Origin of the sequence: Lactococcus hircilactis, from assembly GCF_009601015.1 — a bacterium.
GTDB lineage: Bacteria > Bacillota > Bacilli > Lactobacillales > Streptococcaceae > Lactococcus > Lactococcus hircilactis.
On sequence record NZ_WITJ01000003.1, the window covers coordinates 40,863 to 56,072 of the forward strand.

General features: G+C 35.8%; 12 protein-coding genes. All 12 read right to left on the minus strand.

Annotation, left to right across the window (positions count from 1 at the left end; all coding sequences use genetic code 11):
• Nucleotides 1-5: 5 nt before the first annotated feature.
• Entirely contained in the window at nucleotides 6-1,025 is a 1,020-nt protein-coding gene (argC, locus tag GHI93_RS02270) for an N-acetyl-gamma-glutamyl-phosphate reductase (RefSeq protein WP_343030302.1), read from the minus strand.
• Nucleotides 1,026-1,193: 168 nt separating this feature from the next.
• Nucleotides 1,194-3,206 (minus strand): ribonuclease R, encoded by a 2,013-nt coding sequence (gene rnr / locus GHI93_RS02275; RefSeq protein WP_153495207.1) that lies wholly within the window; start codon nucleotides 3,204-3,206, stop codon nucleotides 1,194-1,196.
• A gap of 180 nt (nucleotides 3,207-3,386) precedes the next feature.
• The gene (locus tag GHI93_RS02280; protein ID WP_153495209.1) at nucleotides 3,387-4,124 is read right to left on the minus strand and encodes an MIP/aquaporin family protein; all 738 of its coding nucleotides are present in this window, start codon (nucleotides 4,122-4,124) and stop codon (nucleotides 3,387-3,389) included.
• A gap of 15 nt (nucleotides 4,125-4,139) precedes the next feature.
• On the minus strand, nucleotides 4,140-5,972 hold the full coding sequence (gene glpO / locus GHI93_RS02285; RefSeq protein ID WP_153495211.1) for a type 1 glycerol-3-phosphate oxidase: 1,833 nt from the start codon (nucleotides 5,970-5,972) through the stop codon (nucleotides 4,140-4,142).
• Nucleotides 5,973-5,982: 10 nt separating this feature from the next.
• Nucleotides 5,983-7,479, minus strand: coding sequence for a glycerol kinase GlpK (gene glpK / locus GHI93_RS02290; RefSeq protein WP_153495213.1), 1,497 nt, complete (start codon nucleotides 7,477-7,479; stop codon nucleotides 5,983-5,985).
• A 193-nt stretch (nucleotides 7,480-7,672) separates the two neighbouring features.
• A protein-coding gene (locus GHI93_RS02295; RefSeq protein ID WP_153495214.1) for an IS3 family transposase occupies nucleotides 7,673-9,045 on the minus strand; the annotation gives its coding sequence in 2 pieces (ribosomal slippage) (nucleotides 7,673-8,586 and nucleotides 8,586-9,045; 1,374 coding nt in all).
• Between the two features lie 51 nt (nucleotides 9,046-9,096).
• Nucleotides 9,097-10,566, minus strand: a complete 1,470-nt coding sequence (locus GHI93_RS02300; protein WP_153495221.1) for an AcpB/EbpR/MafR family transcriptional regulator — start codon at nucleotides 10,564-10,566, stop codon at nucleotides 9,097-9,099.
• Between the two features lie 147 nt (nucleotides 10,567-10,713).
• A complete protein-coding gene (locus tag GHI93_RS02305) occupies nucleotides 10,714-11,835 on the minus strand; it encodes a polysaccharide deacetylase family protein (RefSeq protein WP_246176995.1) in 1,122 nt (373 codons plus the stop codon).
• 210 nt (nucleotides 11,836-12,045) lie between these two features.
• Nucleotides 12,046-12,492, minus strand: coding sequence for a hypothetical protein (locus GHI93_RS02310; protein ID WP_153495223.1), 447 nt, complete (start codon nucleotides 12,490-12,492; stop codon nucleotides 12,046-12,048).
• Nucleotides 12,489-13,244 (minus strand): ABC transporter ATP-binding protein, encoded by a 756-nt coding sequence (locus GHI93_RS02315; protein ID WP_153495225.1) that lies wholly within the window; start codon nucleotides 13,242-13,244, stop codon nucleotides 12,489-12,491. The genes GHI93_RS02310 and GHI93_RS02315 overlap by 4 nt, the downstream gene beginning before the upstream one ends.
• Nucleotides 13,228-14,073 (minus strand): ABC transporter permease, encoded by an 846-nt coding sequence (locus GHI93_RS02320; RefSeq protein ID WP_153495227.1) that lies wholly within the window; start codon nucleotides 14,071-14,073, stop codon nucleotides 13,228-13,230. Before GHI93_RS02320 ends, GHI93_RS02315 begins: the two co-directional genes overlap by 17 nt.
• A 21-nt stretch (nucleotides 14,074-14,094) precedes the next feature.
• Nucleotides 14,095-15,075 (minus strand): tryptophan ABC transporter substrate-binding protein, encoded by a 981-nt coding sequence (trpX, locus tag GHI93_RS02325; protein ID WP_153495229.1) that lies wholly within the window; start codon nucleotides 15,073-15,075, stop codon nucleotides 14,095-14,097.
• Nucleotides 15,076-15,210: the final 135 nt, after the last annotated feature.

The window sequence follows — 15,210 nt, forward strand, 5'->3', positions numbered from 1 at the left end:
AGCCTCTATATTCTAGCAAGATGGGATAATCCCATTTCTTCTTTTATGTCAAACAAGTGATTAAAATTTTGAATCGCTTGTCCAGCTGCACCTTTTATTAAATTATCAATCACAGAAATTATTGTGATGATACCCGTTGTTTGATTATAGGTCAAATAAATATCGCAAAAGTTAGTTCCAACGACATCACTTAATTTCGGTGCTTCACTTCGAATGCGAACAAATTTTTTATCCTTATAAAAATCTTTCACATCCTGTTGGACCTCATCAAAACTAAATCCCGATTTTAATTTCACATAGCCGGATACAAAAATTCCATAATTTACAGGAATCAAACTCGTTGAAAATTGAATGAACTCAACCTTACCATTCCATTTTTTTAGCTCTTGTACAATTTCAGGCAGATGTTGATGTTGATTAATTTTGTACATCATCATATTATCATGTACATTAACAAAATGACTCGATTCACTTAGCACTTTACCTGCTCCAGAAAGTCCCGATTTTGCATCTAAAATGATTGAATCTAGCTCAATAAAATCTCCTTTGACTAATGGAATCAACGGCAGTAAACAAGCCGTAGCAAAACATCCTGGATTTGAAATAAGCTGATGCGCAGTTGTATTGACATCTGCTAAGACATAATCCGCCTTTTCTAAATGTTCCTGTTGAGCAGATGGTTTTTTGTACCATTTTTCATAACTTCTCGGATTTTTTAATCTGAAATCTCCTGACAAATCAATCACTGGAAAATCGTGCTCAATAAATGGAATGGCTAAGGAATTGGTAACGCCTGCAGGCGTCGCAAAAAACACGACATCTGATTTTTGCATAATTATACTTGGATCAAAAGAAGAGATCATTATCTCTGAACATTCTTTTATTTGTGGATAGATGTGGTGAAGTGGTTCACCAATATGACTTGTCGCGCAAACCTTTACCACTTGGGCTTTTTCATGCTTTAAAAATAATCTAAAGAGTTCAAAACCACTATATCCCGTAATTCCAACAATTGTTATTTTTATCATTCTTCACCTCGTTTCGTATTTTTATACATTATATATTATAATTATTAATTTGTCAATACAATAACATCATTTTTAATTCTGTCAGTACTGACAGAATTAAATTCGTGCTTTTGTCAGTACTGACAAAAATAAAATAAAAAAAGAACTCATTTTTGAGTTCTTAAATTATTGATGATGTTCATCTTTTTTTTCATACTCAGGCAAAACATGTTCAAAATCAACTGCACCTTTACGTTTGTTCGTTGCAATGACTTTTACTTTGATTGGTTGTCCCATCTTGAACGTCGTTTTTGACTTACTTCCAACGACAGTTTGTTCTTCTTCGTCAAATTCAAAGCGATCACCTTTTTCACCCTTCAAGAGATTTAAGCGAATCAAACCTTCGACTGAATTTTCAAGTTGAACGAAGATTCCAAATTTCTGAATCCCATTAATCGTACCATAGAAACTTTCACCAATAAATTGAGTCATGTATTCTGCTTTTTTCATCGCATCCACAATCCGTTCAGTCACAACTTCTCGATGCTCCATATCACTAGATTGTTTCGCAATCGGTGGAATTTTTTCCGTCCACTCTTTTTTCACATCATCCGTCACATCATGATCCCGATAAAAATGCAACAACCGGTGAACCAATAAATCAGGATACCGTCGAATCGGACTTGTAAAGTGTGTATAATCTTTCGCTGCTAAGCCAAAATGATGAGTATTTTCTTCAGAATAAAGTGCTGTTGACATGGTGTGCAAAAGCATCGTTGAAAGCACTGCTTCCTCTGGAGTTTCTTGGATACTTTCCATGAAATACTCTAATGATTCATGACTTGGTGATGAGATAGAATAACCCAAATCCCCAGCAAAAACCATCAATTTTGCAAACGCCTCTTTTTTAGGTTCATCATGAACCCGATAAATAGCAGGAAATTTATGACGCATGAAATAATTTGCCACAGACTCATTTGCCGCGAGCATAAAAGATTCAATCATGCGCTCAGCAGTTCCACGTTCTCGTTTCACAATTTCAACAGGAACTCCTTTATCGTCTAAAATAATTTTAGACTCCGCCTCATCAAACTCAATCGCGCCTCGATCAGAACGCATCTGATACAGTACATCATGCAATTGTGTTGCCACTTCAATTGAAGATGCAATTTTATTAAATTCAGCTAGAGTTTTTTCATCTTGAGCAATCATTTGATTTACTGCATCATAAGTCATCCGATAAGTCGTTTTAATGAGAGAAGGATTAATTTTCGCAGATAATATTTTTCCTTGAGCAGAAATTTCCATCACACAAGATTGCGTCAGTCGCTCAACTCCTTCATTAAGTGAACAAATTCCATTAGACAACCGCTCTGGCAGCATTGGAACAACGCGATCAGCCACATAAACCGAGGTTGCACGAGACAAAGCATCCACATCTAATGGTGAGCCCTCCGTCACATAATGCGCCACATCTGCAATATGAACCCCCAGCTCAAAATTTCCATTTGGCAATTTTTTAACGTGAATCGCATCATCTAAATCTTTAGAATCCGCGCCATCAATCGTATAAGTCACTTCATCACGATAATCAACACGTCCTTTTCTTTCTTCATCAGAAATTTCTTCTGAAATACTGTTTGCTTGCGCCATTACTTCATCTGGAAAATGCTCTGGAATCCCCATTGCACAAAGTACTTCTAAAATATCAAGTCCAACATCTCCTTGATGTCCAATAACCTCTGTTACCATCCCTTGAAATGAATAAGGTTCTTTTTTATTAGGATATTGATCAATATGAACACGAACAACATCATTTGCTAATAATTCCACCTGAGTTTTTGTAATATATAAGGCCGACGTAATTTTTTCATTGTACAGTAGCACTTGACCAATCAGTCCATTTTTTTCATCCTTAGAAAACGGAATAAACGTCCCTACCGTGTCCACAGTAGCACGTTTCGTAATCTTAAGGACTTTCCCATCTGCCCCCTTTTTTGAGGTTTCAGCAGAATGTAAAATTTCTACCAGTACCTCATCTCCATCTAACGCATTTTTAGTATTTCTCATACCAATAAAAACATCTTGTTTTCGATCTGTTGCATCCAAAGGTTTCACAAAACCAAAACCTTTTGCATTGGCTCTAAAAATCCCCGTTATTTTTTCTTTTGTCACAACAACTGAATCGGATAATTTCAAACTATTTCCTCTTATCTTTTAATCACTTCTTCCATTATAACACACTGATTTCAAGTATCCGCTTACTTAAACGAAACTCATAAAAAAAAACAGTTTTTTAAATTTTAAAATAATCCTATCACTCAAAAAAAATCAAACACATCAAAAAAGCATTTCTAAAAAATGCTTTTATTTCTTCATTTATTTTGTGACAAATTGAATCGCAGCATGATATAAAACAGCCCCCAATGTTCCACCGACGATTGGACCAACTACAGGAATCCAAGCGTAAGACCAGTCAGAATTTCCCTTATTTTTGATAGGTAAAATCGCATGCATAATCCGTGGACCAAGATCACGCGCAGGGTTTAATGCATACCCTGTTGTTGCTCCTAAAGAAAGACCAATAGCAGTGATAATTGCACCAACCAATAACGGTGAAAAACCAGTTGTTTTTGTGACGGCATATTGACTAAATGATAAGATTGCTGCAACTAAAAGCGCAGTACCTACCACTTCACTGACGACATTAGAAAAGGTATGTTTAATTGCAGGTCCTGTTGAGAACGTCCCCAAAATATCCGCAGGATTTTCAGTTACTTCATAGTGTGGCAAGTACATGAGATAAAGAATAAAGCTCGCCACCATCGCACCAAGCATCTGAGCAATGATATAAGGAATAACTAAACTCCAACTGAAACTTCCAATCATTGCCATTGCAATCGTCACAGCGGGATTCAAATGAGCTGGAGACATAAATCCCGATACATAAACCCCCATCATAACCGCAAAGCCCCAACCTAATGTGATGGCGACCCACCCTGCTCCTGTTGCTTTTGTTTTCTTTAGAACGACACCACTAACAACACCATTCCCAAGTAAAATAAGAACAAATGTCCCAAGAAACTCTCCTAATAATTGAACTAATTCTGAATGCATATTTTCCTCCGTTAATTAATTTTTAGTTTTCAATTCAACTAAATCTGACTCTGAAACCACTTGATTAAGGGATTCAATATTTTCTTCCTTTTCTTTTTCATCCCATCCTAAATATGAAGCCATTGCTTCAATCACTGGCATTTTAATCTCATCTAAACTTTCTCTTGCAAACAAAATGTGATTGGTGCGACGCAACAAATAATCTGCTGGTGACAAAACGATTTCCTCTTCGAGTGCATAGAATAATCGAGCAGATTCAGCCAAACTCAATCCAGGATACGCAGTCATGTTTTTAGCATATTCAAACACTTTAAGCGCGTTCATGCCATAAAAATCTGCGATATATTCTGACTCTTTTTCAGATAAACCTGCAGCGATTCCAACTTGACTGTTTTTCGCAACGGTTTCTTTGACCTTTGTCGCATCAAATTCTCCACCAGAAATTTGATAGTGCTTTGAATCAACAAGTGAAAAATCTAAATCATAGTGTGTCTTTAAGAGGTTTTGAATTAATTTGACCGCACCTTGCGCCATCTTGCGATAATCCGTAATCTTTCCACCTGCAAGTGTGATTAATCCATCACTTTCTTGTTCTAAAGAGCTTCCACGAGAAACAGAAGATGGTGCATTATTTTTTTCAACCAAACTTGATTCCAAATGATTCAAAACATTTTCCACCTCAACTTTAGTTGCTGTTTTATTTTGAAATTGAGTGACAATATCAACCACGTCTTTGAAACTCTTCTCAGAAATCGCCCCATTATCTCCTCCATTATAATCTGAACCAGAATTTCCATCCAATAATGGACGCAAACCAGCCCAAGAAGCTTCGATGTCATCAATTGTAAGATGCGCATCTGGATAACGGAAATTAATCACATCAAGAAGATAATCGACATCCTCTTGATTGACTGTTGGATGATTATAATCTCCTTTATAGTCTGTATCTGTTGTTCCGAAGTATGTTTTATTTTCACGTGGAATCGCAAAAACCATCCGCTTATCATTTTTACCCGTATCAAAGTAGGTCGGTTGAGGAACGGGGAGTTTTTTCGCATCAACAACCAAATGAACACCTTTTGTAGGACGCATTTTAGGGACAACAGCTCTGTTCAAATTGAGCGTTCTTATCTTATCTACCCAAGGTCCACTGGTATTAATAACCAATTTTGCTCTAACTTCAAAATGATTATCTGTCAGTAAATCACGTACTTTAACCCCGATAATTTTTTGATTTTCATATAAAAATCCCGTTAATTTCGCTTTACTTACAGCAGCTGCACCGTCTTCAACCGCTTTTTTGATGTTATCAATAACTAAACGCGCATCATTATTTCGATAATCAAGATAAACTCCAGCTCCTTGGAGTCCTTCTTTTTTAATTAAAGGTTCACGTCTTAGCACTTCCTCAGGAGAGATGGTGTAGTTTGCATACTCCGTTCCCTTAACTCCTGCCAAATGATCATACAAATCCATCGCAACTTTAACAGAAAACATATCAAATGTTGTTGGTCCCTCATCATTATAAATTGGTAAAAGCATTGGGTCTGGTTTTGGAATATGTGGTGCAATTCCTTGAACTACAGCACGTTCTGAAACCGTATCAGAAACAACTTCAACATCAAAATTCTTTAAATAGCGGATTCCACCGTGAACAAGTTTTGTAGATCTTGAAGAAGTCCCTTCCCCAAAATCTTGCATCTCTAATATCCCTGTTTTCATACCGGCAGCAGCCGTTTGAACAGCTAATCCAGCACCAGTAATCCCACCTCCAATAATCAAAACATCTAAAGCTTCATTTTGAAGTGTTTCAATCGTTTCATTTCTTGTCTTTTTTGAAAAAGTCATCCTAATCTCCTTATTTAAAAACGCGCGTAGCTTCAATTGCTTTTTTCCAACCATGGTAAAGTCGGGTTCTGCGTTCTTCATCCATCTCTACTTGGAAAATTTTTCCTGCTTCATAATTTTCTTTGATTTCATCTGTATCTTTCCAAAAACCAACAGCAAGACCTGCAAGGAACGCTGCACCTAAAGCGGTGGTTTCAAGATCGCTTGCGCGTTGAATCGGTGTATTTAATATATCTGCCTGAAATTGCATTAAATATTCATTATTTGCTGCTCCGCCATCCACTTTTAGGACTGGAATTTCAATGCCAGTGTCTTCTTGCATAGTATTAACTACATCACGCACTTGATAAGCGATTCCTTGAAGCGTTGCTTTAATAATATCTTCTTTGGTCGTGCCTCGTGTCAGTCCAAACATTGCACCACGAGCTTCTTGATCCCAATAAGGTGCACCCAATCCTACAAATGCTGGAACAACGTAAACCTCATCTTGATTATTTGACATTTCTGCTGCAGCTTCAGAATCACTTGCTTTTTTCAACATTTTCAAACCATCGCGTAGCCATTGAATGGATGATCCTGCGATAAAGATACTTCCTTCTAAAGCATAGTACACCTTCCCATTGATTCCATAACCAATAGTGGTCAACAAATTATTTTTTGAAAGTTGAGGCTTTTCTCCTGTGTTCATGACAATAAAAGAACCTGTGCCGTAAGTATTTTTAATCATTCCTGGTTCAAAAGCCATTTGTCCAAAAAGTGCTGCTTGTTGATCTCCTGCCATTCCAGAAATTGGAATTTCTGAGCCAAAGAAATGATACCCTTTCGTTTTGCCATAAACTTCTGAGTTTGAAACAACTTTTGGAAGCATGACTTTTGGGATATTGAGCAGTTCTAAAATTTCATTATCCCACTCTAATTTATGAATATTATAAAGCATCGTCCGACTGGCGTTTGAATAATCTGTTGCATGTACTTCACCATCCGTTAATTTCCAAAGTAACCATGTGTCAATTGTTCCAAAGAGTAACTCCCCTTTTTCTGCACGTTCTTGCGCTCCTTCTACATGATCTAAAATCCAACGAATTTTTGTTGCTGAGAAATAGGAATCTACGACAAGTCCTGTCCTTTGATGAATCAGCTCTTCAAAGCCTTTTTCCTTTAATTCGTTTGCAATCTTTGATGATTGTCTGGATTGCCATACAATGGCATGGTAAATCGGACGTCCCGTTTTTTTATCCCAGATGATGGTTGTTTCACGTTGATTGGTAATTCCAATCCCTGCAATCTGATCTGGTTTAATCCCTGATTCGATGAAAGCTCCTGCAATAACAGATTGAACAGAATTCCAAATTTCATTGGCATCATGTTCCACCCATCCTTCTTGTGGAAAATATTGAGTAAATTCTTTTTGAGAACTTCCAATATGATTTCCTTTTTTATCGAAAATGATGGCTCTTGAACTTGTTGTTCCTTGATCAATTGCCATAATATAAGAATTTTTTTGCATTTCTCTCTCCTTTATGTAATCGTTTTCTTTACTTTCTCATTATAACATCTCTTTTTGAAATAATTCATTCAAAATTTTTAAAAATCGAAAAAAAAATGAAAGCGCTCCTATTTTAATGCAAAAAAAGGAACCATCATCTGATGTGCACCCCAAAAGTTAGACTTTTTATCCAAGTAGAAATACTTGGATTTTTTTAATTGTTTTGGTAATTTAAGCGAAATTGAATTGGACTCATCCAGTTCAATTTTTGTTTGATTCGTTTTGTATTATAGTACCTAATCCAGCTTACAATAACCTGCTCAAGTTCTTCGAAAGACGAGAAGATATGTCCATAATAAATTTCTTGTTTAAGTAGCCCAAAGAAATTCTCCATGACTGAATTATCATGACAGTTTCCTTTACGGCTCATAGACTGAAAAATTCGATGAGATCTTAATTTAGAAACATAGTATCTCATTTGGTATCCCCATCCTTGATCTGAGTGGAAAGTACGTCGATAAGGACAATCAGATGTCACAGCTACGGCTTTATTTAGAGCAGTCTCAATTGATTGATAAGAGGGGTGTTTAGAGATATGATAGCTGATCACCTCGCTATTAAATAAATCAATGTAAGGATTGAGATAACATTTTTTCTGAATCCCTTCTTCATAATATTTGAATTCAGTCGTATCTGTTGTGATTTTTTGATGAGGAATGGAAGTTCTGAATCGTCTGTGCAATTTGTTTTTAGCTACCGTCCCTACTTTTCCTTTATAAGAATTATATTTACGTGATTTGTGCCAATAAGACGTTACACGAAGCCCTAGCTTCTTCATTAAGCGCTGGACCTTCTTGTGGTTGACGTGATAGCCACGTTGCTTAAGTAATTCACTCATTGGACGGTAACCTGCATTGGCATGTTCTTGACGTATTTTAAGCATTTCTTTTTCGATAAGCTCATCTTTGTTTACCCGTTTAAAACAGTTGACCCAATAATAATAAGTGGCTTTAGGGAATCCTGTAACTTTCAAGATTTCTTTGAGTTTGAAGGTTTTACGGAGACTGTAGATGAGTCTTGATTTTTGTTCATTAGAGCATTTTTCTCCAATCTCCGAAGTCCTTTTAAATAAGCTACCTCAATTTGCGCATAACGTAATTCTTGTTCAAGTTCTTTAATTCGTTGAGAATCATTTGAGTTCTGAGTCATAGACGATGCAATGCTTTCTAGTTTTTTACGTCGTCCTCTCTTTTTGCTTATTGGGACTTCTCCATAGAGTTTGAAATGATTAACCCAGCTTGCAAGTAAGGTAAAATTAGTAATTTCGAATTTTCTTGCCACAGCTTCATAAGTTAAATCAGTTGTTAAATAACATTGTACCGCATTTTCTTTCAATTCCATAGAATAATTTTTATTGACTTTGGAGTGAGCTGTAGGAAGTCCCTCTGCTCGATAATTGCGAATCCAGCGTCTAACTTGACTAGATGAACCTATGTTGTGCATTTTAGCAAGATAGGTAGAGCCTCCTTTGCCAGATAAATAATCTTGAATAACACGTTGTTTTAATTCTATGGAATATTTGACCATAAGAAAAGACCTCCGAAATATAGATTTGAAAAGTCTATATTTTGGGGGTCACTACAATCTAAGGTTCACTTTTTCTTGTTTTAATTGCTCAATTTTTTTTGTAATGATATCTAAATCATATGCTGAGGCATATTCTGAAAGATAATATGCTTTTTTTCTCTGATCATCTCTTTTACTTGTAATTAATAAATCATAAGACTTTTCTTTTCGATACTGATTCAATGCGATATTCTCAATACCGCGTAAATGATTGACTAAAAACTGCTCGAGTGGAATTTGATAAACTGGATTGCTTGATAGATCGTATAAAATTATTATATTTGGTGCAAATAATACTTCTAGTAGTAATAAAACATTACCATAACCAAAAGTTAATTCATCTAAAGCGGATTCTGACTTTTGCTTTTTTTCGATACTTTCTGAGGCAGATTTTCTAAGTTGAGTTAATAAATTAATGAGTGTAGGTTTCAGTTGTGATTTTTGGATGGTTAATAATTGAGCTTGCTTGATATGGTTGATCACCCCTGAAAAAAAGTAATATTTATTATTGATTTGAGACAATTGATATTCTATCGTTTTTTCTTCTTCAATATCTAATCGATTGAGATGATAATAATTTAACATTTTTTCTCTGATTGTGATATTCAAAAGAATTGCAGGCATTTTTTTACTTCTTAGAATATCAAATCTGTAATAATCATCTTTATTTAAAATAAAAAATGAAACCAAGAAACTGTAAAATAAAATGGTTTCACAATGTTCCTTATCACTTTTTGTATAGACTTCCTGATAAAAAAAGGAATCCAGAAGCTGGTAAAGGTGATCATTTTGATACATTGATTTCTGTAAAAGCATTGCATCAACCGCTCCGATTTCCCCTTTTCGTCGAGCATCAGAAATCCCTTTCCAACACATCATTTTTTCTTGACTTGAGATTGAAAGGTGCACACGCAAACTTTCTTCTAAACGTTGAATAAATTTCCTGTTTTTTTCAGTAATTTGCTGATTTTGTGGACGTTCTTTTTGAGGGAGATGGCTATAGAGCATAAAATAAAAGTAGCGAATTTGTTCCTCTTGACCAATGAGCTGGATATTTTTTATTTTGATGTGAAATTCTTTTAAAAGTTGATTACATTCTTTTATTTTCCGAAATAAAGTTGATTCACTGATTAAAAGTTTCATCGAAAGTTCAAGAATCGAAGGATTTCTTTCCTCTAAGAGCAATCTTAATAAATTAAATTTTATACTCTGCTTAAGAAGATAAACAAGGATTAAATCAAAATTTAAATGCTCATCCATTTCTAAAATAACATCTGTTTGATCTCTTACAAGATTAAATTTTTTTCCTAAAGAAGCCCCAAAATCCTGCAGTTCACTTAGATAAGTATCTAAAGATGGGCGAGACACATCAATTTGAGCGGCTAATTTTTGAAATGGTATTCTTCCTTTTTCTTGAAATAAAATGCTTAATATTTCAACTTGAATCTGTTCTTTTTTTTCTAATAATTCCTCATATCTCACAATTTCTTCTCTTCCAAAACTCTATATTTTCTTCATCCATCTTATCATAAAGTTTTAATGAAACATTCATATATGATTTATAATTTTGGCATCAATGAAATATAATTATTTTTTTAACATAAAAACTACCCTTAGGTAGTTCTGATATTAGTATCCTGTGTAAACTTTTCCTGATTGTATTGGCCCTTCTTTTGCATTCAGAAGTTCTGATACTGTTACAAAGGTGTAGCCTTTTGCTTTGAGTTGTTGGATGATGTCTGGCACTGCATTGATAGACCAACTGTGAATATCGTGTATCAAGATAATGCCACCGTCATGAGCATAATTAACTGCGTTTTGGATGACCATAGGTGTGTTATTGACATAGCGCCAGTCATTCGTATCAATCGACCAATCTACTGCTGCTAATGGGGTTTGCGCAAGAGTCGTCGCATTGTAGCTTCCATAAGGTGGTCTAAAGAAATTTGTTTTTTGACCCGTCAAACTATTAATCAAATCATGTGCTGATAATATTTCTTGTTTTTGTTGTTCTGGTGTGAGGGTCACAAGGTTTTTGTGATCCCACGTGTGCGATGCTACTTCATGTCCTTGAGCGGCTTCTGCTTTTATGATATCAGGATTTGCTTTGGCTTCTTCGCCAAGTGGGAAAAATGTTGCTTTGACATCATTATCGGCTAGAGTTTTCAATAATTTTGGTGTCGTAGTGGGGTTTGGACCGTCATCAAAGGTAAGCGCAATAAGCTTTTTACCTTCGTATTTTGCTTTTTCTGCTGCTGCTTTTTCTGCATCAACTTCCTTTTTTACGGTTGCTAGTGTCGTGTTAAGTTCGTTTTTTTGAGCAGCTTCAGATTTCGAAGTTAATAAATTTATTTTGTTGGTCACTGCAGTATAATCAGCGTCATTTTTTGACTTTTTATACGTTTTAAGCGCATTTTTTGCTTGATCAATATGATCTACGTAGCCCTCTAGTGTCGCCAAACTTTTTTGATAAGGTACTTTGTCCTTTTTGTCAAGTTTTGCGACAAGTGTTTTCATTTGAGCAACGTTTTTGTCTGTTGGTGAATTGAAAGCTGTTGTTTCAGCAGATTTTACAGATGTTTTTAGTTTTTTGTATGCAATCACTTGAGCTTTTTTTACTTCGTTATTGTGATAAACAGCGACTCCTGCACCAACTCCTGCAAGTACGAGGAGGAGAATGACAAGACTCGTCATTAGTGTAAATTTTTTGTGTTTCCGTCTTCTTGCTAGGTTTCTGCTCTCCTGTCTCATCTTTTCTCCTTAAATATTGAACTTTTTATTCTGCACTTTTTTCGTGTTTTGATAATGCTCCTAATATGAAACAGACTGGAGCAATCACGAAAAAACATGAACATTTACATTTTATCACAATTTTATTTCTTTTTCATTAAGAAATAAATAAAAAATGATTCTTTTTTTCTATTTATAATAAATAAAAAAGATTATTTATCATAATCTTTTTCATTTATTTCTATCGAGTTTCTCAAGTCGATTGATTCGATTCAATAATTGACGTTCACCGAGTAATATAATAAGTAATAAAAGTCCCCAACCGCCCATTAATTCAGCAGTACGAATCAATCCATGCCCATCTTGGTCAAGAAAAACGCGATCTGGGTATTTGTTTACGACATAAACGTCGATTTTTTCGCCTGCATCACCAAGCTTACTAAAATAGACATCCAGAGGTCTGCGTCTGATAGTTTGACCCTTCCACTCAAAACTGACTTCATGAATGGCACGCAAATCATCCCCTTCAATGATCACCGCAGAGGTTTTCGTTTTTTCTAGGTTTTTGTTGGCCATATGAATGCCAATAAAGGAGATGCTTGACGCTAAAAGTGCTGCTGCTACAACTAGCATCACAATTCTGATTATACGCTCAATAATGGGAACTATTTTTTTCATTCAAATATCCTGTAAAAGTCTTCTAATTTCATCTTTGTTTTTTCTTCTGAATTTAAGTCTCTTACTATTTTACCATTTTTCATAACCAAAAGTCGATTTCCAAATTTTAATGCGTCATCCATTTGGTGCGTGATCATTAAACTGGTAATTTTTTCAGTTTTTATGACGTCATCAGTGAGGGACATGATTGTTTTTGAGGTTTTTGGATCTAAAGCCGCGGTGTGTTCATCTAAAAGAAGGAGCTCTGGTTTTTGTAAAGTTGCCATGAGTAAAGATAAGACTTGACGTTGACCACCTGAAAGTGTTCCTGTCGGGCTGTTGAGACGCTGATCTAATCCATTTCCGATAGCTTTTGCTTTTGTGAGAAAACGCTCTTGAAGTTCTTTTGATGAGGTAATTTTAAGTGTGCGCTTTTTTCCGCGTAGTTTTGCAATGGAGAGATTTTCTTCAACCGTCATCCGTGGTGCAGTCCCCATTTTAGGATCTTGAAAAACACGTGAGATGAATTTTGAACGCACTTGTGGAGATTTTTTGGTCATATTTTTTCCAAGAATTAAAATTTCTCCAGTGGTTAGTGATAGATTTCCTGAGATGACATTAAATAAGGTGGATTTTCCTGCTCCATTTCCTCCGACAATTGTAATGAAATCAAGGGGAAAAATCTTGAGTGAGACATCATCTAAAATGGTTTTCTTTTCTGATCCATTTTCTACAATAACGCTTGCGTTCTTTAACTCAATGATGGCTTGCATTTATTTTTACCCCTTTAAATATTTTTGTTCTTAATGTTGGAATCATTAAGCAAAAGGCGAGTACAATCGCGCTAAACAGTTTTAGATAATTGGTATTTAGTCCAACTTTTATAACAGCAAGAATTAAAAATTGGTAAAAAATGGATCCAATTACGATGGTGATTAGGCGCTCAAGCATCGAAACATTTGCAAAGAAAACTTCACCGATAATAATGGCAGCAAGTCCAATAACAATGACTCCAATCCCTTTGGAGACGTCAGCATAGCCGTCATTTTGACAAACTAATGCGCCAGATAACGCAATAATTCCATTTGAGACGATCAAACCCAAAAGTTCCATGCGATTGGTGTTAATGCCAAAACTTGTCGCCATTTCTGGATTATCACCTGTTGCGATGAATGCTTGTCCTAAGTCGGTGTTTAGGAAAAAAATCATTAATCCAACCACTAAAACAACCGCAATGAGACTTACCCAGATATTTTGAAGTCGGGGATAGCCAAGCATGCCAAGATTTGCTTGTCCCATGACCATCAACATGATGGAATTGCTTGATGTCATAACTAAAATGCCTGCAAGTAATGTGGGAATTTTTCCGTTGACGTAAAGAAGTCCAGTCATAAGTCCAGTCAAACATCCTGCGATAAATGCGATGAGTGTTGCTAAAATTGGATTGATGCCGTGAACAATCAGCGTTACAGCTACTGCACCTCCGAGTGGAAAACTTCCTTCTGTCGTCATATCTGGAAAATTGAGAATGCGAAAGGTCATAAAAATACCAAGTCCTAAAATGGCCCATAACAGACCTTGATTAATGGTTGATAGAAGCATTGCGTCTCCTTAAAATGAAATTTATTTTGTTTTGGTTGATTGATCTAAAACTGATTTTGGAATCGTGATTTGAAGTGCTTGAGCCGCTTTTGTGTTGATAATTGGTGTGGTATGATCATAAAAATCGACTGGAATTTGACTGACTTTTTTTCCTTTAAGAAGCGCTGCAGCAATTTTACCAGTTTGAATGCCTAGTTCCCGTTGGTTGATACTTACTGCAGCAAGTCCACCTTGTGTTACCATTGTATCAACAGAAGGAAAAACTGGAATTTTTGCTGCGTTTGTGATTTGGAGAACATTGTTAAAGGCAGACGCGATTGTGTTATCGTTGCCGATATAGAAAGCTTGGACTTCTTTAGATGCAACATTGACGGTAGTTGTGATGTCATTAGATGAAGCAATCGCATACGTTTTTACAGTTAATCCGTTTTCTTTTGCTGCTTTTGTGAAGCTTTCAACTTGTGATTTAGAGTTGGCTTCTGATGACGTGTAAAGCACACCCACCGTTTTTAGATTAGGCAGGATTTCTTTCATTAATTTGATTTCTTTAGCTACTGGAAATCGGTCAGAAACGCCCGTGATATTTCCTTTTGGATGACGTACATTTTTGACGAGATTTGCTCCGACTGGATCTGTGACAGCTCCCATTACGATAGGAGTTTGACTTGTCGCATTAGCGAGTGCTTGAGCTGCTGGCGTTGCAATTCCGATGAGGACGTCATTTTTTTCTTGAACGAGTTGACTTGACATGGTTTGGAGTTTGGATTGATCTGCTTCACCATTATAAAAATTAATTTTTGCATCAGCATACCCCTCTTTTTTCAGCTCATCTTTTGCTCCTTTAGTGATGGCATCCAGTGCTGGATGGGTTACAAACTGTAAGATTCCAATTTTTACTTCTTTATTCGCGCTCTTTTTAGTGGTGATTTTGGGATATATCACTGCAACAATAGCGATGATGACGATGATGACAATGGCGATGATCATTTTTTTATTTTTCATTTTTATTTTCCTTATTATTTTCTGTCATTTATAGATGAATCGTTTTTCAAAAAGAAAGACCGAACAGTCCAAAACTATCCGGTCTTTTTCTTTTAGAATCACCGGCATAGATACTTTTTGAAAGTCCTCCAAAAT